Raw genomic sequence first — 25,322 nt, 5'->3', positions numbered from 1 at the left:
GTTCGCTCGTGACGTCGACACCGGTGTTGCCAAGTGGGCATACCAGATGACGCCGTTCGACGAGTGGGACTATGACGGCATCAACGAGCCGATCCTGGCCGACATCGACGTTAAGGGCGAGAAGCGCAAAGTTGCGGTTCACTTCGACCGTAACGGCTTCGGCTACACCTGGGATCGCGCTACGGGTGAACCTCTCGTTGCTGAGAAGTATGACCCCGTCGTGAACTGGGCAACCGGCGTCGATCTCGACAAGTCGAGCCCGAACTATGGTCGTCCGATCCGCGTAGCGAAGTACTCGACGTTCAAGAACGGCGCGGACTTCAACACGAAGGGCATCTGCCCTGCGGCTCTGGGTTCTAAGGACCAGCAGCCGGCTTCGTTCTCTCCGAAGACCGGTCTGTTCTACGTCCCGACGAACCACGTTTGCATGGACTACGAACCCTTCAAGGTCTCGTACACCGCTGGTCAGCCGTACGTCGGCGCCACGCTGTCCATGTTCCCGGGCCCGGATGAGCCGAAGCGTATGGGTAACTTCATCGCTTGGGACGCATCTGCTGGTAAGATCGTTTGGTCGAAGCCCGAGCAGTTCTCGGTCTGGTCAGGCGCTCTGACGACGGCTGGCGGCGTTGCTTTCTACGGCACGCTCGAAGGCTACTTCAAAGCTGTCGACCAGAAGGACGGTAAGGAACTGTTCAAGTTCAAGACGCCGTCGGGCATCATCGGCAACGCTATGACTTACTCGCAAGGTGGTAAGCAGTACGTTGCAGTGTTCTCGGGTGTTGGTGGCTGGGCCGGTATCGGTCTTGCAGCTGGCCTGACGAACCCGACCGATGGTCTCGGTGCAGTCGGTGGCTACGCCGGTCTTTCGGAGTACACGAACCTCGGTGGCTCGCTCACCGTGTTCGCTCTCCCATAGGCTTGAGCTAAGACATAAGGGGGCCGGCGCGGGGAAACCTGCGCCGGCTCTTTGCCGTGTTAAGCTACGAAGCCTGAGCGCAGTTACCCAAAAAAAGAAAATTCGAGAAAAAAGCGCGATCTGCTACTAGGGCGACAATTTGTAATAGTCTAACAGATCGAATTGCGAAGGTATTTATTCTTCGCGACGTTCTTATGGACGACACCAATGAGGTCTCGAACCGCAACTGAGATCTCGAAAAAACGAATTACGGGCGGTGGCACCCCACACGTTTCAATCCAGGAGAAGAGGATCCTCGTGAACAAGTTGATCAAGACACTTGCAGTCGGAGTGATGACGATCGGGGCTGCAAGCGCTGTCGCTGCTAACCAGCAGACGAAGACCGACCAATCGCCAGCTTCGAAGCTGATGCAGGTCGCGGACAATGCCGCCCCCAATCCGGATGATCCCAACGCCCCGCCGCCGGGCTCTCGTAAGCCGGACGGCGACGCGGTTTATCCGAATCCCGTCAGCGATCTCGCTAAGAAGGACGGCTACAAATTCGATGACGGCCGTTACCGCAACAAGGACGGCGATCCGCAGCCAGTCGTCACGAAGGACTACACGGTCGACTGGGGCACCTGGAACGGCTTCCGCCGCTACCACGACGCTTGCCACGTCTGCCACGGACCGAATGCGCTCGGCAGCACGTTTGCGCCGGCGCTCGCTGAGTCCCTGAAGACCATGGACTACAACACATTCGTCGCGACGGTCTCAGGTGGTCGCGTCGTCAATCGCGCCGGCACCGAATACGTCATGCCGTCGTTCGGCTCTGACAAGAACATCATGTGCTACATCGACGATATCTACACCTACATCAAAGCTCGTTCGTTGTACGCCACCGATAGCAAGACCGGCATGCCTCCCGGACGGCCGAACGGTCGTGAAGATGTGTCTCCGGAGGCCAAAAAGGCTGCGGACGATTGCACGGGCTGAGGCCTGGAAGTTTTTCCGGACCTTCTCATATGACGGGTTAGCTTGGCGCGTCGGTGTCGTGCAAAGCGGCCAAGAGTTACTGGCATCTCATGGATCGGGGGCGGGTCGCAGTCGCGGCGTGCCCCCACTCCATATCAGGGCCTGCGTTGTTCACGCCGCCATAACAAAAAGGTTACTCACGTGAGGAAACGATCGATCATCAATTTGCAAAGATCCGCGCCTGCTTTGGCGCTCTCTATGCTCGCCAGCGCCGCTGCTGCTTTCTCGCCAATCGGAAATTCGGCATCGGCTGCCGATGCGCCGAAAGCCGACCTCGTTAACCGCAAAGAGCTTCGCGTTTGCGCCGACCCCTCTGATTTGCCGTTCTCCAATCAGAAGGGCGAGGGGTTTGAGAATAAAATCGCAAACATCATCGGCGACGAGCTGAAGCTGCCTGTCGTCTACACATGGTTCCCCAAGGCGACCGGTTTCGTTCGCATGACGCTCAATGCGAAGAAGTGCGATCTCGTGATCGGGTGGGGGCAGGGCGATGACATGGTGCTCAACACCAATGCGATTTATCGCTCCACGACCGCGCTCATTTACAAGAAGGGCACGGGTCTCGACGGCGTAGACGCGCTGAGCGATCCGCGCCTGCAAGGTAAGACGATCGGCATGCAGCAGGGCTCAGCGGGCGCGACGCTCGCAGCCAAGTATGGCTTGATGGCGAACGTCCATGGCTACCCGATGATCGTCGATCGGCGATATGCCAACCCGGCCGAAGACATGATGAATGACATCCGCAAAGGTGACATTGCAGCGGGGATTCTATGGGGCCCGATCGCCGAGTACTGGGCGAAGCGGGACGGCGATCCGCTCGTCGTTGTTCCTCTCGTCAAGGACGTCGGGGCAGCACGCATCGCTTTTCGTATCACGATGGGCGTGCGCAACGGCGACGATGCTTGGAAGCGCACGCTAAACGAAGTCATCCGCAAGCGGCAGGGCGATATCGATAAGGTGCTCCTCGATTACGGCGTGCCGTTGCTCGTTGATGACGACACCTCGACCGAGATGATCACCAAGCCGCGCACCTCGGCATCAGCGGAGCCATCTCCTTCCGGAGCTGCATCCACAGCGGCGACACCTGCGCCAGCAAGTGCGACACCCTGATGCCGCACGTTTCTCCTCAACGGGAGTAGACGTAGAAGAATTGTAGGCTCGGCAGTTATCTGCCGGGCCTTATTCATCCGCCGATCGAGTATGATCATGAGCTCGACGCATCATCGACCAACCGGCCTCGCCAAGCTCCTATTTTTCGTCGCGCTCCTTACTAGCGGGCTCGCAGGCATCGCCAATGCCGAGGACGTGTCAGGGCCTTCGCCTTCCGGCCCGCCGCCCCCTGAGCCTCAAGCCTACCGCACTGATCTCTACCGCTCGCCAGTGCCCTTGACCCTGAAGGGTGCAAAGGTCCTCTCGGCCGAAGAAGCAATGAAGCTTTGGTCCACGAAGCAAGCCCTATTCATCGATGTCTACCCGCACCCGCCGAAGCCGGCCGGGCTTCCAGCCGGAACGATCTGGCGGGAGTCGTCTCATATGACGATCGAGGACGCTGTCTGGCTGCCGAATGTCGGGTATGGGGCCTTGTCGGCGGAGTACGATGCGTATTTCCGAAGAAGCCTTGCCGCGCTGACTCACGGCGACTTATCGAAACCGCTGGTTTTCTTCTGCCTTCGAAATTGCTGGATGAGCTGGAATGCCGCCAAGCGAGCGCTGAGCTACGGCTACTCGAATGTCTCTTGGTTTCGTGACGGAACCGATGGTTGGCAGGAAACCGGCGGTTTGACCGTCGATGCGCATCCCATGAAATGATCGCCTCGGCCCCGAGGCTGTTCTGCGCGCACGCATGGTGCCGCTTGCGTTTCTATCATCGTGCAGATCTCGTGCGCGCGGAATGATCGCGGCCAATTTGAACCGTCGCCTAATGGCCCGGGGTGGCGTATTGGAAACCGCTATTTAAACTGGCCCTGCGCACCGCCTGGCGGGTAGGACGATTGGGGGACCCCGAAGTGACGTTGAACGAACTCGCAATCCTTTTGGCAGCGTTGGCACTTGCTGCACCATTGGCTCGTTGGCTCGGGATCGCGGCAGTGCTCGGCTATCTGGTAGCGGGGGTAATCCTCGGCCCCTACGGGTTCGGGCGGATGTTTTCGGAGCAGGACGCTGAGCAGGTCTTGCATTTCGCGGAATTCGGCGTCGTCCTGTTGCTGTTCCTTATCGGATTGGAGCTTCGTCCGAAGCGGTTATGGGCCATGCGCCAGGCGATATTCGGCCTCGGCACGCTGCAGGTTGCGATCACCGGAATAGTTCTGGCGTTCATCGGCGTCGCATTTGTAGGAACGCAATGGCAGCCGTCCTTGTTCGCGGGGGCTGCATTGGCTCTCTCGTCCACGGCGTTTGCCTTGCAGGTTCTGGAAGAGAACGGCGAACTTTCCACGCGACACGGGCGGCTCGGGTTCTCCGTGCTTCTGTTTCAGGATCTTGCGGCTATTCCCCTGATCGCCCTTGCTCCGTATTTTGCAATCTCGGCCGCCAAGGTCGCTCCACCTTTTGATTATATCGCCTTCGGAAAAGGGCTCGGAACGATCGTACTCGTCGTTGTTGTCGGACGATACCTGCTTGACGCGCTGCTGCGGCTGGTTGCGCTTTCGCGCGTCAAAGAAGCAATGACGGCAGCCGCGCTGCTGACGGTCGTCGGAATAACGCTGATCATGGAGGCGGTCGGTCTCTCAGCATCGCTCGGAGCGTTCATCGCCGGAGCTCTGCTTGCCGAGAGCAGCTATCGTCACGAACTCGAGGCGGACATTGCGCCCTTCGAGGGTCTGCTGCTCGGCATCTTCTTCACCGCAATCGGCATGTCCCTCAATCTCGGGCTGCTGATCTCCACGCCTGCGCTGATCGTTTCAGCGACGGTGGTGCTCATCGTTGTCAAATCCATCATCCTTTACTTGCTGGGACGGTGGCAGGGGCTTGAATCCGGCCCGGCTCGCCGCTTGGCATTTGCGCTGTCCCAAGGCGGCGAGTTCGCATTCGTATTGCTTTCCGTTGGTCAGGCAGCCGGCGTGCTCGGCGGCGTTTCTTCCCAGATCATGGCGGTCGTGGTCACGCTTTCTATGGCCATGACACCTCTACTGCTGGCAGCCGACCGCTTCTTCTCCAAGAAGCCTGAGGCATCGACGCGCTCGTTCGATGATCTCCCCGATCACGACGGACATGTGGTGATCGCGGGCTTCGGACGCTTCGGCCAGATCGTTGCGCGTGTTCTACGGGCCAAAGGCGTGCCGTTCACCGCGCTCGACATCAGTGTCGAGCAGGTCGATTTCGTGAAGAGGTTCGGAAACAAAGCATTCTATGGCGATGCAAGCCGGCCGGAGGTGCTAGAAGCGGCACAGACCGACAAGGCGCGCGCGTTCGTGCTCGCAATCGATGATGTTGAGGCGTCGATGCGAGCCGCGGAAATCGTCAAGACCAACTATCCTCATGTTCCGATCTATGCGCGGGCACGCGACCGCATGCATGCTTACCGCCTGCTGGATCTCGGAGTGGCGGCGCTGAGGCGTGAAACGTTTCTCGCATCGCTGGATCTCACGCGTCTGCTCATGCTTGGGCTCGGATATTCTGAGCGCGTCGCCAATCGGACGGTTCAAACTTTCCGCGATCACGACGAGCGTCGCCTCAATGAGGACTATAAGCTGGCATCGGACGTGGAAAAGCTTCTAGAGCGCGCACGCACCTCGCAGGCGATGCTCGATAAACTCTTCCGGGAAGATGAGGTTGAGGAGGCGAAGCTCGCTCAGGCTGAGAAAAGCCAATCGGAACCCAAGAAAACAAAGGCTGGCGTGCTGCCTTCATAGCGAGCTGCTATCCGACCCAGTACCATTGCGAGAATCGAGCTGTCTGCTCCAGCAGATAGGCACTGGAAATCGCGATGATGATGGTGCCGATTATCGGACGCGACTTGCACAGCAACGCCAAGATGACGAAAACAGGAAAACACATCAGCACGTACCGGTTCATGGAATGGGTGATGCCTAAGGTCAGGTACGGCACGAGCAAGACACCAAGGGCATAAAGCGATAGATCAAGGCGCAGCCGCCACACGGAGTAGATCGCCAACGGCATGAAAATCAAAAACCACCCGCCGTGACGGAGTTGGGTGAGCGATACGGCGTCCAAAAATCGCTCCACCAATGTTCCACCATGCCACGCCGACTGGCTCTGCACGAACGCAAGGGGATGCCCGATCGTAACTCCGAGATAACCGATGAAAGCAATAAGTCCCGACGTTGCGAGAAGTCCGCAGATGGCCATCTTCAGAATAGTTTGGGGCCATGGAGATGCTCGATGGCGGACGATCTCGAGCAGGATAATCGGGGCAAGCGCGATGCCTATCGAACGGGTACCCACGGCAAGCCCAGCGGCCAGCGATGCGAGCAGAAATTTCTCATCCCTCAGGGCAAGTAGGGAGAGCAATACGAAGACTAGGCAGAGGGACTCGGTGTAGCCGGCCGAGAAGAAGAACGCGGTCGGGAAGAACATGAGCAAGGCTACCGACCACAGAGCCGTCTCCGCATCGGTCTCATCCTTGATCAGTTTGGTCATCAGCAGCACCGCGATTGCGGCCGCGACGTTGGCAACAAGGAGAAGCGCCACTCCTTCTCCAATGCCCGTCGCCGAGGTAATTGCCCGCGCAGCGAGCGGATAGAGCGGATAGAATGCGGTGGAGCTCATCACCGAAGGGTCGGCATTATAGTGATAGCCGTGCTTTGCGATGTCCGCGTAAAATCCGGAATCGAAGCGCAACAATCGGTGGTACCATTCTGGACCCGCATCCCACTTCCTGGGGTCCGGATCGCGCACGAGAAGAGCGCCGAATTTGACGCCGGCGATCACCACGGCGCGCGACGCTCCAAAAATCGCGAGGGCTGCCAAATAGACCGCGTACGTTCCAATGGTCGCGACAGCTCGCCGGCTGATCTCGCGATAGCCGGGACGAAACAGAGTTAAAGTGTCCGCTGACATACCGCTCCACCCCCCGGTTATGCGCACAATGAGAATGTCGGCGATCATGCCCGTTGGCAAGCTGCGGCCGGGCAACATGCTGGACAGGAGGAGCGAACGCCAGGGATCGGAGTTCTCCGGGCATTCCCGGCCGGTCAAACCGCGCAAGCTTCTGAATTTAGGGGGCCAATCGACCTGGGCGGTAAACTCCCTCAGCAGTTGAGCCGTGTTGTGCGCGCGGTAGACGCGGCTCCATTACCCCGGTAAATGTCCAGCACTTTACGACGCGCTTCGGCGCAGCAAAACGGACACCCGAAATAATGACCAAAGCCCAGACCAAGCCAGCGACGGCACCAGCGGCAAGTCTAAAGGACATGGCTAACGCCATTCGCGCGCTGTCGATGGATGCCGTCCAAGCAGCCAATTCAGGTCATCCGGGCATGCCGATGGGGATGGCTGACGTCGCTACGGTGCTGTTCACCGAAGCGCTGAAGTTTGACGCCGGCGCTCCGGAGTGGGCCAACCGGGACCGGTTCGTCTTGTCGGCGGGTCACGGCTCGATGCTGCTGTATTCCCTTCTCTATCTCACCGGCTATCCGGGAATGACGATCGACGACATCAAGAATTTCCGCCAGCTCGGTTCGAAGACGGCCGGCCATCCGGAATATGGTCACGCGCCAGGCATCGAGACGACGACCGGCCCGCTCGGACAAGGTATTGCCAACGCAGTCGGCATGGCGCTTTCGGAAAAGATGCTCGCAGCGCGGCTCGGTTCGGATTTAATCGATTATCATACGTATGTGATCGCAGGCGACGGCTGCCTGATGGAGGGCATCAGCCAGGAAGCGATATCGCTCGCTGGGCATCTGAAGCTGGGTAAGCTGATCGTATTCTGGGACGACAACTCGATTACGATCGATGGCTCCACAACTCTGGCTGTATCGGATAGCGAAGTTAAGCGCTTCGAGGCGTCCGGATGGAACACGGTTCGCGTCGACGGTCACGATATGGCGGCGGTGTCGGCAGCAATCAAATCTGCGAAAGCTGATTCCTCCAAACCCTGGCTCATCGCCTGCAAAACGCAGATTGGATACGGGTCTCCAAATAAAGCGGGCAAGGCGTCGGCGCATGGTGAAGCTCTTGGCGTCGATGAGATCAAGGCCACCCGCGAAAAGTTGGCTTGGCCGCATGCTGCCTATGAAGTGCCCGAGGACATTCTTTCCGCATGGCGCGATGTGGGCGAACGGCATCGGAAGCTCCGGCTCGCCTGGGAGCAGCATGAAGCGAAGGCATCCCGCGACGCCAAATCATTGATCGCTGGACGCGATACGACTCAGCTCGTTTCCCAGACAATTGCCGCCGCGAAGAAGGATTTTGCGGCGGACACAGCCAAGCGCGCGACGCGTGTTTGGTCTCAATTGACAATCGAGAGGCTGACGCCAGTGCTGCCTGAACTCATCGGTGGTTCCGCCGATCTTTCAGGTTCCAATGGTACGCGGACCAAGCACCATGTGTCTGTGACGCCGGACGATTTCACCGGTAATTACATCCACTACGGTGTGCGCGAGCATGGCATGGCCGCCGCGATGAACGGCATGGCGCTTTCCGGCTCATTCATCCCCTACGGCGGCACCTTCCTCGTTTTCGCGGACTATTGCCGCCCTTCGATCCGGCTTTCAGCCCTGATGCAGCAGCGCGTTATTTACGTGCTGACGCATGATTCAATCGGGCTGGGCGAGGATGGTCCGACGCACCAACCGGTGGAACATCTCAGCGCGCTTCGCGCCATCCCGAACTTGAACGTTTTCCGCCCCGCAGATGGCATCGAGACAGCGGAGTGCTGGGAACTCGCGCTTGCCGCAACCGATGCGCCATCTATTTTGGCTTTGTCGCGCCAAGCGGTTCCCAATCTTCGCGGCGCGGACGACCAGAATCTCAGCGCGCGGGGCGCTTACGTCCTGAAGTCGCCTGATGGGCCGCGGGACGTGACATTCCTGGCTACAGGTTCCGAAGTAGGGACTGCGGTCGAAGCCGCTGCAACTTTGGAGAAGGATGGGATCAAGGCAGCTGTTGTCTCGATGCCGTCGTTCGAACTCTTCCGCCGTCAGCCTGAGGAATACCAATCGAAGGTTCTGGGCGACGCTCCCCGTATCGCGATCGAAGCCGGTATTCCACAGAGCTGGTACGAGTGGCTCCGCAAATCGGACGCGTTCGTGGGTATGCATGGTTTCGGTGCTTCGGGCCCAGCGGCCAAGCTCTATGAGCACTTCGGCATAACCGCCGCTCATGCAGTCGAGGCCGCGCGCAAAGCGATCGCCAAATCTGCTTAACGGCCTGAAACGTATCCTCTCCATAAATCGTACTGGTCCATTGCATGAACCTCGACAAGCTCCAGTCCACTGACGACATCGACGTTGCGGGAAAACGCATTCTCGTCCGTGCCGATCTCAATGTGCCTGTTAAGGATGGGAGAGTGACGGACGCGACACGTCTGGAGCGCGTCATTCCCGGCCTGAAGGCTTTGTCCAATCGCGGCGCAATGGTGATTGTCCTTTCCCATTTCGGCAGACCAAAAAACGGTCCCGAAAGCGATCTCTCATTGAAGCCGATTGCAGACGCGATGCAGCAGCTTCTCAAGCAGCCGGTCATCTTCAGCCGCGATTGCGTCGGCGCCGATGCGACGGGCACAGTTGCATCGATGAAGAACGGCGACATCGCCGTCCTGGAAAACCTGCGATTTCACAAGGGCGAAGAAAAGAACGATCCAAAATTTGCAGAGGAACTCGCAAAGCTTGGAGACATCTTCGTCGGAGACGCCTTTTCGTGCGCGCATCGCGCCCACGCCTCGACAGAAGGATTGACGCGCTTCTTGCCTTCGTTCGCCGGCCCGCTTCTGCTGGAAGAGATCAATGCGCTTCGTACCGCGCTTGAGAATCCGCAGCGGCCAACCGCAGCGGTCGTGGGCGGAGCCAAGGTTTCGACCAAGATCCCGGTGCTCACAAACCTTGTTGCGAAGGTCGATAAGCTGATCATCGGCGGCGGCATGGCCAACACGTTCTTGCAGGCGACAGGCGTCATGGTTGGCAAGTCTCTGTCGGAACCGGAGTTCGCCGGAACCGCTCGCGACATCATGACGGAAGCCAAGAAAAAAGGTTGCGAGATCATTCTGCCGGTTGATGCCGTTGTCGCGCGCGAATTCAAGGAGGGCGCGCCGAATGAGGTCGTGCCGGTCGACAAGGTCGCGTTCGATGCGATGATCCTCGACGTTGGACCTCAATCGGTGGCGCAGCTGACGCAGGTGCTCGACGGCTGTAAGACGCTGCTCTGGAACGGTCCCCTCGGCGCTTTCGAAATTTCACCGTTCGGTGAAGGGACTTTTGCACTCGCGCGCGAAGCAGCGAAACTAACAAAAGCAGGCAAGCTCGTTTCCGTGGCAGGCGGAGGCGACACGGTCGCTGCCTTGAACGCGGCGGGCGTGACTGAGGATTTCACATACGTTTCGACCGCCGGCGGCGCGTTCCTCGAATGGTTGGAGGGGCGAGAGCTACCAGGCGTCGCTGCGCTCGTGCGTGAGAAAGTCAGCTGAGCCAGACGGACGTTTGAAAGAAGGGCGGCATGCTAATCGACGCGCATATCTATCTCGGTGTCGCTCTTGCGGGTCTCGTGAGTTTTCTTTCGCCCTGTGTGCTGCCACTGGTCCCACCTTACCTGGGCTATATCGGCGGCACCACGCTGGACCAGCTCACAGGCGACGCAAACTTCGACCGCCGTGTCTGGCTTCGCGTCGTCGCGGCCGCTGTGTTCTTCGTGCTCGGCTTTACCACTGTCTTCGTGTGCCTGGGTGCTGGAGCAAGCACGATCGGTCAGGTTCTGCTTTCCTATCGTGCGTCGCTTGGAACCTTGGCCGGTATCGTCATCATTCTGTTCGGGCTGCACTTTCTCGGTATTGTGAAGGTGCATCTGTTCTACAGCGAGGCCCGCTACTCGATGGCAGCGGCCGAGGCAAGTTTCGCAGGCGCTTACGTTATGGGCCTAGCGTTCGCGTTCGGCTGGACGCCGTGCATCGGACCAGTGCTGGCGACGGTGTTGACGCTTGCTGCAAGTGAAACGAGCCTGCTTGCAGGAGTGAAGCTGCTATTCATTTACTCGCTCGGCCTGGGGATTCCGTTCATTCTAGCTGCCGTAGCGATCCGGCCATTTCTCGGCTTCATGCAGAAGTTCAAGCGCCACTTCGTGACGCTTGAAAAGATCATGGGGCTGCTGCTTGTTCTCACCGGCCTACTATTTGTGTTTGGCGCGCAGAACTGGTTCAGCCAGTGGATGATCGAGAACTTTCCCGCGTTGGGAAGAATTGAATCGTACGTCACGCCGGCAAATCTCGGTGCCGAAATCTTGAAGCAAGGCGAGCATTGAAAGCAGCTACGCATGCGTGCTGAAACGCCGGCTATAGCGCTCACGATCGCCGGCTCCGATCCATCAGGTGGCGCGGGCATTCAGGCTGACTTCAAGACCTTCTCTGCACTCGGCGTCTATGGCGCTGCCGTGCTGACCGCGTTGACGGCTCAAAACACCACGGGTGTCTCCGGCGTGCTTTCGATCCCTCCCGGGTTCATCGTCGCGCAATTTCGAGCAGTCGTATCCGATCTTGCCGTCGCGGCCATCAAAACCGGCATGCTTGGCGATGCTGAAACGGTCGAGACCGTTGCTTCCGAGCTGACTCAAGTCCCGCAAATCCCCGTGGTGGTTGATCCTGTTATGGTCGCGACCAGCGGAGATGTGCTGCTGCGCCCGGACGCCATCGAACTTGTACGCACCGCACTTATTCCGCGCGCTTCGTTGATTACGCCCAATCTTCCGGAGGCGGGTCGATTGCTCGACCGTGCTGAGGCCGACACAGAGCAGGAGATGCGCCTTCAGGCCGAGGCCTTGATGGCGCTTGGATGCGGCGCGGTTCTGTTGAAAGGCGGTCACGCCTCGGGCGCTGATGTTGTCGACATCCTCTTCGATGGTCGGACGCACTTCGAGTTTCGTCGTCCTCGCATCAAAACGAGCAATACTCACGGCACTGGATGCACCCTTTCCGCTGCGATCGCTGCAGGATTGGCGAAGGGCCTGAACATTCAAGAGTCTATCGCGTTGGCGAAGGACTTCGTTTGGAGCGCCTTGTCTTCAGGCTCACATATGAGTGTTGGAAAAGGTGTGAACGGGCCCATCGACCACAATTTCGCACTCAGGAAATCATAGGCTATTTAGCTGGCTGCGTTTCTGACCGGCGACATGTATCTGTTGCGGTCACGCATCGCAAAACAGCGACTCGCCTTGCGCACGAAGTGTCAAGACTTGCGCGGCAGTTGGGACTTTGGCAGCTTGCCGGCGATTTCTGCGGTAGCTCCGCAGCTTAAAGACTCCGGGGGGAGCGCCAAGCTAGTTTCGAGGGATTGAAACAGGGCTTGGCAAGAACCGGTCCGCCTCGGCGGACCGGTTTTTTGTTGCCGAAGTGGCACATTCACGGGCGTTTGCTTCCAGATGGCGCATTGACGGGGGAAAGGCTGATGAAGGTCAGCCGCAACGCAGGTAGTGTGTCAATTCTAAGGAAGGCGAGGGGGCTCGCCGGGGGGACGAACTTGATGCGGAACTCAAAAAGAAAAGCAAACGCGTTCCGTTTGGTGTTGGTCGGCGTGGGAGCATCATGCAGTTTCGCGACGACAGCACTGGCGGGTGGTTTCGATATTCACGAACAATCGACGGTGTTTCTCGGCTCCGCTTCTGCCGGTGTGGCCGCAGGCGGCAGCATCGGTTCGATGTTCTGGAACCCGGCGGCCACCGGCCAGTTCTCGGGGTTCAATACTGAATCGTCCTACACCCTGATCCTGCCGAATGCGGACGTCTCCGTAACGAGCTTTGCAGGCCAAAGCACGGCTGGAGCGCCATCATCATTTACCAATGCCGGTGACATAACGATCCCAGCCGTTACCGGTGCGAGCTACGGGACCTATCAGGTATCGAAAGACCTGTTCCTGGGCATGGCCATCAACTCGCCGTTCGGTCTAGCGACCAAACCGGACAACGTTGACTACCTTGGCTCCTATCTCGGCGTTACCAGCAAACTCATCACGATCAACGCCAATCCGACGATAGCTTATCGAATCGCACCCGGCGTCACCATCGGCGCGGGCATCCAGATCGAGTGGGCTCAGACCAAGCTGCAGTTCCGCACATCATCAACGAGCATTGCGCAGTTCCTCGGCGAGGGATGGGCAGTCGGCGCGACCGCCGGCATTATGCTCGAACCCGTAGCGGGAACGACGATCGGCCTTGGTTATCGCTCGCAGATGACCCACGACTTGGACGGCAACCTTAGCGGCTTAGGACCATCGCACGACGCAACCAGCACGTTAGACCTGCCCGACATCGTCACCCTTAGTTTGCGCCAGGAAATGACGCCTACGACCCGCCTGCTCGGCACGGTCGAATGGACGAATTGGAGCCGGTTCCAGAACGTTGCCGTGTCGGCTCCCGGGATTCCTGCTCTAAATGTCGCCGCCAACTGGAACGACGGTTGGTTCTTCTCATTGGGCGGCGAATACGACTACTCGCCATTGCTCACGCTGCGAAGTGGCGTCGCCTATGAACTTTCGCCCATCGACGATGCAAGCAAACGCTTGGTTCAGGTGCCGGATAACAACCGGGTTTGGCTGAACATCGGTGCGAGCTACAAGTGTGAGTTCTGCCGGTCGTTGCTCAATAGCGAGCAGACGACGCTCGACTTCGGCTACTCACACGTGTTCATCCAAGATGGCGCGTTCGATCTTGAGACACCGACTGGCATTCCGGTCACCGGGCTCGTACGAAATGCCGAGTTCGATTTGCTCTCGATGGGTGTGCGAACGAAGTGGTGAAATCTCACACGCCGCGACTCAACGCATAAAAAAACCGGGCCGCGCGCCCGGTTTTTTTTATCTCAGACACTTTGGATTCAGGCGTCACGCATCTTCATCGACCTGAAGTTCGTGCAGAATGCTCTCGAGAATGCCTTCGAGCTTATTGGCTGAGGTCTCAAGCGCTTCAGCAGCCGCCACGACGCGATTGGACTGCGCGGCTTGCGACTGGCTCATCGCATAGAGCTTGCCCGCGCTTCTGGCGATCTGCTCGCAGCCCTTCGGGTCGAACGGGTTGGCTTGAAGGGACCACGCGATGTCATGGATATCCTCGGCGGCCTTGAGCATGGCGTGCGTCGGAAGAGTGCTTTCGTCGACTGTAGGGCGAGCCAGCAGCGCGCCCCGCGTCTCTGTCATTTGTGCCTTGACCGCCTCGATCTCGGCCTTGAGCTGGCCTAGCAGTGCAGGTGGTTCGCGCAACGAGCCCTGAAGTCGGCGAATGGCATCTTCAAGCAACGCGCTATCGAGCCTGCGCGCACGGCGGCCGTGTTCGGCCAAGAACCAGCGCCCGCGTGCGGTCTCGAGTAGCGTACCTTCGATGGCACGGTACTCAGTTTCGACGTCATCAGTCGCAAGTGATGAAAGAGCGTGCATGGCGGTGTTGTGCTCCGCAAAAATCTGCATCCACGGGTAAGCGATTCGCGAGGTCAGCGGACACAACCTCCAGCTGAACTAAACAGAACTTATGAGTTGCAACGCGTCGTGATTTATACGGTGGCCTGAGCATTGCCACTTGGCGTGGGGAATGGGCATGGGCTGGGATGCAAAGCGGAGCTTTGGGCTGCGCGTCGCGCTGTTCTATGGCGCGTTGTTCGTCTTCTACGGCATGCACACGCCCTTTCTGCCGGTGTGGCTCAATTGGCGTGGTCTGTCAGCAGCAGAGATGAGTGCCATCATCGCGGCGCCGCTGTTTCTCAGGATTTTCGTTTCACCGCTTGTGGCGATGGCGGCCGACAACAGCGGTCTGCATCGTCGCTATCTCGTGGCACTCGCGTGGTTGAGCCTCGCGTTCGTTTTGATGCTTGCGACGGCGACAGCTTTTTGGCCGATCCTGCTCCTCGCGACCGCACTGATGCTTTGCAATTCGACGATCATGCCCTTGATTGAGACCATAGCGGTCGCGGGCGTCCGGCATCGAGGCTTGGATTACGGCCGAATGCGCCTATGGGGGTCGCTGACTTTCGTCGGAGCGAACTTTCTTGGTGGCTTTGTCATTGCGGGTTTGGGCGGCGGCGCCGGCATCTGGTTGGTCGCCCTTGGATGCTTGCTCACGACGGCCGCTTCGCACATCTTGCCCCCCGATGAGCGCTTCGAAGATGCGATCAAGCCAGCGACGCCGCTGTGGAAGTCGTCGGCCTTGCACTCACTTTTGGCGCAGCGGGAATTCTGCGTTTTTCTCGTTGCCGCCGGACTTGTGATGGCCGCACATGCCATGTTCTTCACATTCGGCATATTGATCTGGGAGAAGCAGGGTCTGTCCGCAGCATGGTGCGGGACGCTCTGGGCCCTCGGCGTCGCCGCCGAAGTTGTCTTGTTCGCGATGTCCGGGCGCGCCGTCTCGCGCGTTGGCGCGGCGCGCCTTATCGTCATTGGTGCTGCTGCATCGATCGTGCGCTGGGCGGTGATGGCGTTCGATCCACCGCTGGCGGTTCTCATTCCTCTACAACTTCTGCACGGCGCCACGTACGGTGCCTCGCACATCGGCGCTATCCATTTCATCCACCATGCGGTCGCGCGCGATAAACAGGGTACGGCACAGGCCCTGTACGCCACGATAGCCTCGGGCGTGGCCATGGGATGCGCGACACTGATTGCTGGCTGGCTATATGGCAGTGCCGGCTCGTTCGCTTACTTCGCCATGGTGGCGATTTCAGCGATCTCGCTAGCATCAGGTGTATGGCTCGATAAACAAAAGCGTGCCGCGCACCTCGTGGGTGCCGACGCCTAGTGCGTGGTCAACCCCACAGCGCCCGGTCCGGCGGATCGACGACGCCATCCTCAATGCGAAGCCCATACTCGCGATCGCGCGCCAGCAGCAAGGGACCGTCGAGGTCGATCCATTCCGCGTAAGGCGCGAGTAGCATTGCTGGCGCGACGGCGAGCGAAGTGGCGACCATGGAGCCGATCATGATTTTCAGCTCGCGCTTGCGTGCCTCGGTAACGAGCTGGAGAGCGCCCGTCAGGCCGCCGGTTTTATCAAGCTTGACGTTGATGGCATCGTAGAGCCCGAGCAGGGATTGGATATCGTCCGCCGTGTGCACGCTCTCATCAGCACAGATCGGAACGGGATGAGGCAAGGTGCTCAGAATGCCGTCCTGATTAGCGGGCAGCGGCTGCTCGATAAGGGTAATGCCGCATTGCGCTGCGACATCCATCAACCCGGCAATAGTCTCCGGGGTCCACGCTTCGTTCGCGTCCACGATCAGCTGAGCGTCAGGACGCGCCCGACGCACCGCGCGCATGCGCGATTCGTCTCCGTCGCCGCCGAGCTTCAACTTCAACAATGAGAGATGAGGAACGGCTGTAGCCTTCGCCGCCATTGTTTCCGGCGCATCGAGGCTGAGTGTGAATGCAGTGATTTTGCGTATCGGCCTCGGCAGCCCAGCCTGTTGCCAAACTGGAATATTGGTGCGCTTGCTCTCCAGATCCCAAAACGCGCAATCAAGAGCATTCATCGCGGCCCCCGGCTTCAGGTGACGGGTCAACTCCGCGTGAGAGGCAATGCATTTCACTGACGATTGGATCTCGCCGAGAACGCTCTCGACCGTTTCTCCATAGCGGCCGTAGGGAACCGCTTCCCCGCGCCCAACGTGCAGGCCGTCGGAAATTTCGACTACGACAACGTCGGCCGCTATTTTCGCTCCTCGAGAGATAACGAACGCTTCGCGCAGCGCCCAGGATTCGTGCCTAGCTGTGATCGTCAGTGACGAGCCGACAGGAGGCACTTAACGCACGCGACCGACGGCATGCGCCAGGAACAGATAGACGCGTCCGGTATCGGAAACGAGATGGCTCTGCGCTGTCCGCCCAGAAGGATCGCGAGCATCAGCTTCTTTGATGATGCGTTCGAAGTCCGTGAGGTAGCGGAAGATCGATTGGGAGAGATCGTGATCGGTTTGCGCTCGGCTCGCGATCTCATCGAATAGCGCGCGCGCGTCCGGAGCATAGATACTGCGAACGAGCACGTTTCTCTGTCCCGCCCGAATACGGCTCCATAGGGCCGATGCCGTTTGCGGGTCTATGGCGCGGGCGATCATGCCGACATCGAGACGGACGGGCGACGCAGCCGGTGCCGGCTCCGGAGCCTGCGGCTGTGCCTCCTCCTCATGCGAGGCGCGTGCAAGCAGATCGCCGAGCGACCAGCCTTCGCGCTGGTCCTGCTGCACAGGTGCGGATCGTCCGCGTGTCGAGCCGGCTTCTTGCTGAATAAGCGTGGACGTCAGCGATGCTGCCGCGAGCCGAGCCGGAGCTGCTGTTGGCTCGGGACGGAGAATTTCGCGCGGCGCGTTGGCGCGCTGGGAGATTTGCGTCAACTGCTCGATGGCGCGAAGCTGGTCCTGAAGAGCCCTGCGCATCGATTCTGCAGTATCGCGGGCGGAGGCGGGGAGCCGGCTTGCTTCCTCGCGGATGCGCGCCTGTTCGCGTGCGAGCGTCGCGGCGGCCTCAGCAGCGCGCATGCGTGTTTCTTCGGACGCCGACGAAAGACGGGTAGAGAGCGTTTCGAACTCCCGCGACAGCTCACCCGAAACGTTATTGAAGCGGTTCCTCAGATCGGCGAGGGCGCGGTCGCTGTGCAGTTCGGTCTCGTGCTTGACGCGGTCGAGTTCCTGCATCAGCGCGCGCGAGCGATTTTCAGCGGTGTCGCGCAGCTCTTCCGCAATGGCGCGTGCCTTCAGTTCGATGTTCGAGAGCGAACCTTCGAGGTTGGAGGAGTAGCCAGCGAGCGTGCGGCCGAATTCATCGGCCTTGCCGGAGAAGCGATCAAGCGTGTGCGTGAGTTCAGCATGCCGCGATTGCAGCGTCGACTCGATCCGGAGGTTGGCTGTGTCGAGGACGTTGGCAGCCTTCAGGATCTGCTCGCCCTGGTTCTCGAAGCGATCCGTGACGCCGTGGATCTGCTGGAAGAGATTGTCGGCAACGCTCTGGAGAACGCCGGACTGCTTGGCCAGGCCATCGATCGCCTTCATCGTCTGGCGCGTGATGTTTTCGCTCGTTCGGCGGACCGCGTTGATACCGTTGACGACGGAGTCGTCAAGTTCCGAAGCTTGATGCGCGATTGTCTCGCGGAAGGATTCGGCATGAAGCTGCAGCGCATTCGAGAGCAGCGAGGCTTTTTCGCTAACCGCGTGATCGATTGCCGTGGTCGAGCGCATGATCTGATCGTCGAACAGCTCAAGACGTTTTTGAAAGGCCTCATCGAGCGACCGCGTACGCTCGACCAGCTGAATATCGAGTGCCTGCGCACGATTTGAAAGCGTCGTATCGAGCGCCCGCGCATACTCTTCGAATACCGTTTGCAGGTTTTCTGTACGGTTGCCCAGAGTGGTATCGAGCGTGTGCATGTAACCGTCGAAGGTCGCACGCATCTGCTCGGTACGCGCGCCAAGTGCCGTCGAGAAGGCGGTGGTGTAGTCTTCGAGGACCGACTGCAGTTGCAATGTCCGCGAACCGACGGCGTTTTCGAACCGCCCCGTCGCGGTCGCGAGCGATCCCTCAAGGCTCGCAAGATTTTCGCCCGCGTTCGAGATGATGCCGCGCAACGTCAGCTGTTGCTGCGAAAGCTTTTCGATCAACGTTGGAATTTCGGTGCCGAGCGTCTTGAGGGTCTCGGTTACGTTAGTCGATGTGTCGAGCAGCGCGTGGCGTTCACCACCAAGCTCGTTGATCAATTCGCGAATGCGCCGTTCGTTGTGTTCGTAGGAGCGTTCCAGTTCGGCGACGTGATTGTGCACGAGCGCTTCGAGTTCGCCTGCACGGCCTAGAGCGCGCGAGACCGCGTCGTTCATGAACGAAACTTGCCGGCGGACCGCTTGGCCTAGGCTCGCGATCGATTGCTCGGCGGTGCGGTCGGGTTCAGCAAGGCGGATGGCAACCTCGCTCATCGTTGCCGACTTGAGCGCCAAAGAAGCGATGTGCCAGCTCAAAAGCGCCAACAGCCATATTACGGCGACCGGCACCACAATCGCAGTGACCGTGTAGAATGTCGTCGGCTGCAGGAGCAGGGATGAAAGTGCCTGACCGGCTTGCCATTCGGGGGCGATCGTCAGCGCGCCGACGATCAGTCCAACTAGAGCCCAAACCACGCTGCCAAGAGCCGCGTAGCGGAAGACCTTGGAGGAGGGCTTCTGTTCCAGGGCATAAATGAGGCCGCCAATGCTCGGTACGTCGTCGTTGGCGGCTATCTTTCCGCGGACCGGACCTGCAGGACGACGCCGCGCAACGCGACGAGAGGGAGATTCGCCTGTCGCGTCGACCCCAGGATCTTTGTCGAACGTGGGCTGCGCACCAGATGCGCTCGCCTGATCGGTCCCGAGCATGGGGGGAGGAGGCGGTAGTGCAAGAACTGGTGAAATCGGTTGCGAAACTTCAGCGGCCTTTTCGGTCGGGTTCGGGCGCGCAACATCTTGCGCACCACCTAGCGCCGGCTCGACAGGCGGTGTTCGGCCTGCAATAGCCATAAGCTTCGCAATTTGGTCTTGCGACATCGCGCGATGTCCCCCACTCGATCCGGTACGCGGCACAAGCCCGTGCGCTTCAGGCCAACCGGAACTCCCAATCGCACCCTATAAGAATTTTAAGTGCCCGCAAAACAGAAAGACATGGATAACCATAAGAAATGTCTATGCATCTTAGTGGGTTAGCGACATCGACCTTTCAATACGGCGGGATTGCGGCGACAGACGGTACGTCAGCCCGACTGCGGCCTCGCGTACCTAGTTAACTAACGCTTTACGAGGGCATCCGAAACACCCAAGGGCGTTTTACCCAGAGTTATCGCGTTTTTGCGAGTATGTATCAAAGCACTGGGCTGCTCCGGGCCAGTCCGACGCCTTTGTGCGGAGTTCGTTTTATGATGATAGATGCTGCGCAAGGTCGATCAATCAGTCCACACGGCCCTGAGCGTCTCGACCTGCCCTCAGAAAAGCCCGTCGATCTCGACCACCTGCGGCGATATACCCTTGGAGATAAAGCGCTCGAGGACGAGGTTCTGGGCCTTTTCCTGGCCCAACTTCCGGAAGCTATCGCATCTTTGAAATCGGCCGCGAATCCGCGCGATTGGAAAATCGCCGCGCATGGGCTCAAAGGCTCGAGCCGTGCGGTCGGAGCCTGGCGGATTGCGACCCTTGCCCAAGAAGCTGAGGCTTTGGCGGCCGTTCGTGAGACCGAAGAATGCCGCGAGACGATTTCCCGCCTGGAAGCCGCCGTCTCTGAAGCGAGCAACTTCGTGCGGGCATTCGCAGAACGACGCTAGAGGCGCGGGTATTCTCCTTCCTAAGACCCCAGTCAATCCGTTCAGCTTGAAATACGCGCGGCGTGCCTCTAAGTGTGCGCGCTAATCATCGTTTCCCCTTTCGCCTAAGGCCGCCTGAGGCGGTGCTTGCAAGCTTCGAGGACACGCGCGCAGCCATGACGAAAATTACGTTTATCCAGCCCGATGGCGAGAGCCAGACAGTCGACGCGGAAAACGGTCTGACCGTTATGGAAGCCGCAAAACTCAACGACATCGCAGGCATCGAAGCCGAATGCGGCGGCGCCTGCGCGTGCGCAACTTGCCACGTCTATGTCGATGACGCCTGGCGCGACAAGGTTGGTAAGGCGACCGAGATGGAAGAGGATATGTTGGACTTCGCGTTCGACGTCCGCGAGGGCAGCCGGCTTTCGTGCCAGATCAAAGTTTCGGATGCGATTGACGGTATCGTCGTTCGCGTACCCGCCAAGCAATTCTGAAACAAAGCAGTCAACGGACGATCGCGATGGCCGAGACCAATAGCATTCCAACCGCCTCGGAAAGTAGCGGTCCGATCGAGACGGATGTGGTGATAATTGGCGCAGGTCCTTGCGGACTTTTCGCCGTGTTCGAACTGGGTCTTTTGGATATCAAGGCTCATGTCATCGACATCCTTGATCGGCCAGGCGGGCAGTGCGCGGAACTCTATCCGGAAAAGCCGATCTACGATGTTCCAGCTCTTCCGGTAGTCACCGGTCAGGAGCTTACCGAGCGGCTGATGGAGCAAATCAAGCCGTTCAATCCGGTCTTTCATTTCAGCGAGCGCATCGACAGCTTGAGCAAGGGGCCCGACGGCCGCTTTCATCTGAAAACAGATGCAGCAACAGAATTCATTGCCAAAGTCGTCGTGATCGCGGCCGGCGGCGGATCCTTTACGCCGAAGCGCCCACCGCTCAACGGCATCGAGGAATACGAAGGCAAATCCGTCTTCTACTCGGTCCGCAAGATTGAATCTATGCGCGGGCAAGACATCGTGATCGTCGGCGGCGGCGATAGCGCGCTCGATTGGACGCTCAATTTGGCGCCTGTCGCGAAGAGTTTGACGCTGATTCATCGACGCGACGAGTTCAGAGCTGCGCCGCATTCAGTCGAAAAGATGCGCAAGATGGTTGAGGACGCCTCCGTTCGTCTGATGATCGGCCAGGTGACAACGATCGAAGGGAGGGGTGGTCAGCTATCGGCAATCGAAGTCAAGACGGCCGCGGGTCAGGAGAAGATTCCGTGCACGGCGATGTTGCCGTTCTTCGGTCTCACGATGAAGCTTGGTCCCGTCGCGGATTGGGGTCTCAATCTGAATGAGAACCTGATTGTCGTCGATACCGAGCGCTTTGAAACGAACGAACACGGCATCTTCGCTATCGGCGATATCAACACGTATCCGGGCAAACTGAAGCTTATTCTTTCTGGTTTCCACGAAGCCGCTCTGATGGCGCAGGCGGCGCACAAGATCGTGTATCCCGACAAGAAGCTGTTGTTCCAGTACACGACATCGTCTTCGAGCTTGCAGAAAAAGCTTGGCGTGAAGTGACAGACGCGCGCGGCTTAAGCGTGGGCGATTTCTAGAAAACCGAAGGCCAATAGCGACACGGCGCTTATTGCGATGACGAGCTTGCCGCGTCTCGTCGAGGCGGCCGTGCCCATCACGAGCGCGGCTATGAGCACCGCGGCTGTGGTGAGGTTGATCGGAACAAGTGCCGCCGGCCCGATCGAGCCGCGCGCGTTGGGATATTGAAGTCCGATCCAGATGCTCGCAGCTATGGAGAACGAGAGCCCGCCAACAATTCTGGGCCAAAAACCACTATCCGGCCGCTGAATCCCGAGAATTGAAAGCGCGATGAGTGGCGCCACTAATAGAATGCCGCCGATCGCCGCCTTGATGGCGATCTCAGCCCAGAGAATGTGCAGCACGCTCCGCTCCGAAAAACGCTCGCGTCGTCAGTTCTCGAATACGGCCTTGGAGTTCACACCTTCGGTGCTGTTCGATCCGCTTCCCAAACCGCTGAAAATCCCGCCGCTATCCTCAGGCGCTTCCGATGGCGGAGGCGTGTAGTCGCCACCAAGGTTACGGTTGAGAGCCGTCTTGATCCGGTCCGTGCGATCGGGAGCGCAGTATTCTTCTTCGCGCTCCTTCTCTGAGATGGCCTTCGTTACGCTCGCGAACGTCGTGTCGTACACGCGCGAGAGTTTGTCGCCAATGGTGGGGGCAGAGGCCGCCTCGAAGGCGAGATACTGGCTCTTGAGTTTGGCGGGATCGAAATTGTACCCGCATTTCAGAGCGCGGGCAGAAGTGGCGGCGACACCCATCGCGCGCGCGACAGGGTCGTTCGGATCTCGGTTCTCCTTCGAGGCGCTGGACCCGCCAAGAAGTGATCCCGTCGTGGGCAGTTTCGGCAGCGAAGCTCCGCAGCCGCTCACGCTCACTGCGAAAAAACCAACCAGCAATAATCTCGCGCTTTTCATTGGGAATGGTCCCCCGACCCCCGAGACAACGGATTCAATGCCGCACGAAGAGGCTTCGGTCAATGCTGCTCGCCTTATATCCACGATGAGAGCTTATTTGGCGATGTACAACTAACAGGCGCAGAGCCCGTCGGCCGGCTTCAGCGCATGAGCTCCCTTATTCCAGCATCCAGGCCATCAAGTGTCAGAGGAAACATGCGTCCGCCGACAAGCTTATTCACGATCCCAATCGACGGGGTCCAGTCCCAGGCGTTCTGCTCGATGGGGTTAAGCCAAATCGTGTGCTTATAGACGTCAGTGACGCGCTTCAGCCAAAGGGCGCCTGGCTCTGGGTTCATATGCTCGACAGAGCCGCCGGCCACCGTGATTTCATAGGGGCTCATCGAAGCGTCCCCGACGAAAATGACCTTGTAGTCCGCAGGGTAGGTGTGAAGCACCTGCCAAGTGTCGATTTTATCGGTGTAGCGGCGTGAATTATCTTTCCAAACGCCTTCATAGAGGCAGTTGTGGAAATAGTAGTATTCCAGGTGTTTGAACTCCGCGCGCGCTGCCGAGAACAGCTCCTCGACCTCCTTGACGTGATCGTCCATCGAGCCGCCGATGTCGAAGAACATGAGGAGCTTGACGGCGTTGTGCCGTTCGGCCCGCAAGTGAATATCGAGATAGCCCTTTTCGGCGGTGCCGCGGATCGTTCCATCCAGATCGAGCTCGGAGGCGGCGCCTGAGCGCGCGAACTGCCTCAGCCGGCGCAGCGCAACCTTGATCGTCCGCGTGCCGATCTCCGATGTTCCAGCGAGATCCTTGAATTCCCGCTTGTCCCAGACTTTGATCGCGCGGCGATGGCGGCTTTCCTTCTGACCGATGCGAATGCCCGCCGGATTGTAGCCGTAGGCGCCGAACGGCGACGTTCCGCCGGTGCCGATCCATTTATTGCCGCCCTGATGCCGTTCCTTCTGTTCGGCAAGGCGCTTCTGCAGCTCTTCCATGATCGTCTCCCAGCCGCCGAGCGCTTCGATACGCTTCTTGTCTTCATCCGTGAGATGAAGGGTGCTGATCCGGCGTAGCCACTCTTCCGGGATCTGTGCCTCGGCCGCCTCGGGAATGCTAGCGATGCCCTTGAAGACGTGAGCGAAGATCTGATCAAAACGATCAAGGTTGCGCTCGTCTTTCACGAGCGTTGCGCGGGCGAGGTAGTAGAAATCTTCTACCCGGTCGCTCGCCAGGCCCGCACCGACAGCCTCGAGAAGCGTCAGGTATTCCTTCAGCGTGACGGGCAGTTTGGCGGCGCGAAGCTCGGTGAAGAAGGTTTCGAACATAGTTCCAGACTAGGGCGGCCAGTGGCCAGGGACAACGCTTCCCATCGACACAACCAAAACGGCTCGAAAGCAAGGAAGCCGCCCAGAGGGCGGCTTCCTGCATTCCGGATATGTCTGGCCTAGGATCAGAAGTTGATCAGAGCGCCCATGCCGACATAGTCGAAGTTGTCGTAAGCGATGCCTGCGGTGTTGTTATCGTCATAGTCAAGGTGACGATACTTCAGCCAGATGGACATCGCGGCGGCGTCGATCTCCTGGACTACGCCGAGACCCCAAACCTTGGTGGTGTCGTGGGTAGCACCGATGTCAGCAAGCGCTGACTGGGAGAAGGCATTCGAACCGCGAATATGTTCGTACTCGCCATATGCGACCGTGTGACCAAGCGGAATCCAGCGCTGACGAATACCGCCCTTAATGTAGTAGGTCTCAGACTGACCCGATCCATCGAAGTCGTAGGTGTCGTGACCGTAGGCACCGTACAACCACAGACCCGTCGGGGTGTGCTCGACATAGCCACCGGCCTGGAAGTACTGCTGTGTGGCGCTGATGCCGAGGTTGAGACCCTCATCAGTGCTCTCAGCGTACGAGGCGACGGCCGCAACCTTAAAGTCGTGCCATTCACCAGCATAACGCGTGGTGATGGCCCAGATGTCGTCTTCACCCCAAGATGCCGACACCGAGAAGCCACCAAACGTCGGCGAGTCATAGCGGACTGTGTTGCGCGGTACGCCGAAGCAGTCGCCCCAAGCACCGCCCGCGCTCTGGCAGTAAGCGCCGCCCCACTTCACGACTGCATTATTGGCGTTACCTGTGAAAGCGCCGCTGCCAATAAAGAGACCGTTTTTGGTCCGGATACCGAAGCTGTTGACATCGAACGCCACCCAGTTGGCAGGAACGAGCGAGCCCGAACCGTCAACCAAGATCGCCGAGTTGTCAGCTGCGTCCGACTGCTTACCGACCGAGACTTTACCCAGCTGATCGCTCTTGATGAACCAGAACGACTGCAGCGTGGAGACGCCGTTTGCGGTTCCTGTCAGAGCGTTCGGACCATCGGGCCGGTTTTGGTTTGTCGTCAAGATGTCGGAGCCGATGGCTTCGATGTGCAGGACGTAACCTGCCGTCCAGCCCGGAAGAATGGTGGCCTGGCCGGTGAACTTCACGTGGCTGCCGAG

The 25,322-nt window shown here is 59.1% G+C and carries 22 protein-coding genes; 14 read left to right on the top strand and 8 right to left on the bottom strand.

Annotation, left to right across the window (positions count from 1 at the left end; translation table 11 throughout):
- The 5 genes from EKK30_RS16765 to EKK30_RS16745 form a co-directional block, all read left to right on the top strand.
- Positions 1-916 (top strand): PQQ-binding-like beta-propeller repeat protein (locus tag EKK30_RS16765; protein WP_366927360.1); only part of this gene is annotated, 916 nt, incomplete at its 5' end.
- Positions 917-1,213: 297 nt separating this feature from the next.
- On the top strand, positions 1,214-1,891 hold the full coding sequence (locus EKK30_RS16760; RefSeq protein WP_290986732.1) for a c-type cytochrome: 678 nt from the start codon (positions 1,214-1,216) through the stop codon (positions 1,889-1,891).
- A 237-nt stretch (positions 1,892-2,128) separates the two neighbouring features.
- Positions 2,129-3,040 carry a substrate-binding domain-containing protein gene (locus EKK30_RS16755; protein WP_290986731.1) on the top strand — a complete coding sequence of 304 codons (912 nt, stop codon included), beginning with the start codon at positions 2,129-2,131 and terminating at the stop codon, positions 3,038-3,040.
- A 96-nt stretch (positions 3,041-3,136) separates the two neighbouring features.
- A complete protein-coding gene (locus EKK30_RS16750; protein ID WP_290986730.1) occupies positions 3,137-3,739 on the top strand; it encodes a PQQ-dependent catabolism-associated CXXCW motif protein in 603 nt (200 codons plus the stop codon).
- 197 nt (positions 3,740-3,936) lie between these two features.
- Positions 3,937-5,781 (top strand): monovalent cation:proton antiporter-2 (CPA2) family protein, encoded by a 1,845-nt coding sequence (locus EKK30_RS16745; RefSeq protein ID WP_290986729.1) that lies wholly within the window; start codon positions 3,937-3,939, stop codon positions 5,779-5,781.
- 7 nt (positions 5,782-5,788) lie between these two features.
- Here EKK30_RS16745 and EKK30_RS16740 read toward each other — a convergent pair whose 3' ends face one another.
- Positions 5,789-7,087, bottom strand: a complete 1,299-nt coding sequence (locus EKK30_RS16740) for a mannosyltransferase family protein (protein ID WP_290986728.1) — start codon at positions 7,085-7,087, stop codon at positions 5,789-5,791.
- Positions 7,088-7,248: 161 nt separating this feature from the next.
- On the opposite strand from EKK30_RS16740, the gene tkt reads away from it, so the two are divergent.
- The 5 genes from tkt to EKK30_RS16715 all read left to right on the top strand — a co-directional run bounded on the left by tkt (position 7,249) and on the right by EKK30_RS16715 (position 13,827).
- The gene (tkt, locus tag EKK30_RS16735) at positions 7,249-9,258 is read left to right on the top strand and encodes a transketolase (protein ID WP_290986726.1); all 2,010 of its coding nucleotides are present in this window, start codon (positions 7,249-7,251) and stop codon (positions 9,256-9,258) included.
- A 44-nt stretch (positions 9,259-9,302) separates the two neighbouring features.
- Positions 9,303-10,514, top strand: a complete 1,212-nt coding sequence (locus EKK30_RS16730; RefSeq protein ID WP_290986725.1) for a phosphoglycerate kinase — start codon at positions 9,303-9,305, stop codon at positions 10,512-10,514.
- A gap of 29 nt (positions 10,515-10,543) precedes the next feature.
- Entirely contained in the window at positions 10,544-11,341 is a 798-nt protein-coding gene (locus EKK30_RS16725; RefSeq protein WP_290986724.1) for a cytochrome c biogenesis protein CcdA, read from the top strand.
- Between the two features lie 12 nt (positions 11,342-11,353).
- A complete protein-coding gene (gene thiD, locus EKK30_RS16720; RefSeq protein ID WP_290986723.1) occupies positions 11,354-12,172 on the top strand; it encodes a bifunctional hydroxymethylpyrimidine kinase/phosphomethylpyrimidine kinase in 819 nt (272 codons plus the stop codon).
- A 383-nt stretch (positions 12,173-12,555) separates the two neighbouring features.
- On the top strand, positions 12,556-13,827 hold the full coding sequence (locus EKK30_RS16715; protein ID WP_290986722.1) for an outer membrane protein transport protein: 1,272 nt from the start codon (positions 12,556-12,558) through the stop codon (positions 13,825-13,827).
- A gap of 84 nt (positions 13,828-13,911) precedes the next feature.
- Here EKK30_RS16715 and EKK30_RS16710 read toward each other — a convergent pair whose 3' ends face one another.
- Entirely contained in the window at positions 13,912-14,460 is a 549-nt protein-coding gene (locus EKK30_RS16710) for a hypothetical protein (protein ID WP_290986721.1), read from the bottom strand.
- Positions 14,461-14,617: 157 nt separating this feature from the next.
- Here EKK30_RS16710 and EKK30_RS16705 point away from each other — a divergent pair, with 157 nt between their 5' ends.
- Positions 14,618-15,814 (top strand): MFS transporter, encoded by a 1,197-nt coding sequence (locus EKK30_RS16705; protein ID WP_290986719.1) that lies wholly within the window; start codon positions 14,618-14,620, stop codon positions 15,812-15,814.
- Positions 15,815-15,821: 7 nt separating this feature from the next.
- On the opposite strand, the gene dgcA is transcribed toward EKK30_RS16705, so the two are convergent.
- Positions 15,822-16,811 (bottom strand): N-acetyl-D-Glu racemase DgcA, encoded by a 990-nt coding sequence (gene dgcA, locus EKK30_RS16700; protein WP_290986718.1) that lies wholly within the window; start codon positions 16,809-16,811, stop codon positions 15,822-15,824.
- A complete protein-coding gene (locus tag EKK30_RS16695) occupies positions 16,812-19,571 on the bottom strand; it encodes a hypothetical protein (protein WP_290986717.1) in 2,760 nt (919 codons plus the stop codon). It abuts the gene before it with no gap.
- A gap of 365 nt (positions 19,572-19,936) precedes the next feature.
- Between EKK30_RS16695 and EKK30_RS16690 the strand changes: the two genes are divergently transcribed.
- The 3 genes from EKK30_RS16690 to EKK30_RS16680 all read left to right on the top strand — a co-directional run bounded on the left by EKK30_RS16690 (position 19,937) and on the right by EKK30_RS16680 (position 21,902).
- Positions 19,937-20,338 carry an Hpt domain-containing protein gene (locus EKK30_RS16690; RefSeq protein WP_290986716.1) on the top strand — a complete coding sequence of 134 codons (402 nt, stop codon included), beginning with the start codon at positions 19,937-19,939 and terminating at the stop codon, positions 20,336-20,338.
- Positions 20,339-20,493: 155 nt separating this feature from the next.
- A complete protein-coding gene (locus tag EKK30_RS16685; protein WP_290986715.1) occupies positions 20,494-20,814 on the top strand; it encodes a 2Fe-2S iron-sulfur cluster-binding protein in 321 nt (106 codons plus the stop codon).
- Positions 20,815-20,840: 26 nt separating this feature from the next.
- Positions 20,841-21,902, top strand: a complete 1,062-nt coding sequence (locus EKK30_RS16680; protein WP_290986713.1) for an NAD(P)/FAD-dependent oxidoreductase — start codon at positions 20,841-20,843, stop codon at positions 21,900-21,902.
- A gap of 14 nt (positions 21,903-21,916) precedes the next feature.
- Here EKK30_RS16680 and EKK30_RS16675 read toward each other — a convergent pair whose 3' ends face one another.
- From EKK30_RS16675 to EKK30_RS16660, 4 genes are all read right to left on the bottom strand, one after another.
- Positions 21,917-22,282, bottom strand: a complete 366-nt coding sequence (locus tag EKK30_RS16675) for an ABC transporter permease (RefSeq protein ID WP_290986712.1) — start codon at positions 22,280-22,282, stop codon at positions 21,917-21,919.
- A 27-nt stretch (positions 22,283-22,309) separates the two neighbouring features.
- A complete protein-coding gene (locus EKK30_RS16670; RefSeq protein ID WP_290986711.1) occupies positions 22,310-22,834 on the bottom strand; it encodes a hypothetical protein in 525 nt (174 codons plus the stop codon).
- Between the two features lie 140 nt (positions 22,835-22,974).
- Positions 22,975-24,150 carry a VWA domain-containing protein gene (locus EKK30_RS16665; protein ID WP_290986710.1) on the bottom strand — a complete coding sequence of 392 codons (1,176 nt, stop codon included), beginning with the start codon at positions 24,148-24,150 and terminating at the stop codon, positions 22,975-22,977.
- A gap of 125 nt (positions 24,151-24,275) precedes the next feature.
- Positions 24,276-25,322 (bottom strand): porin (locus tag EKK30_RS16660; protein WP_290986709.1); only part of this gene is annotated, 1,047 nt, incomplete at its 5' end.

Source organism: Hyphomicrobium sp. (genome assembly GCF_003987855.1).
In the GTDB taxonomy this organism is placed as follows: Bacteria; Pseudomonadota; Alphaproteobacteria; order Rhizobiales; family Hyphomicrobiaceae; genus Hyphomicrobium_B.
This window is presented reverse-complemented; position numbering and strand designations above follow the sequence as displayed.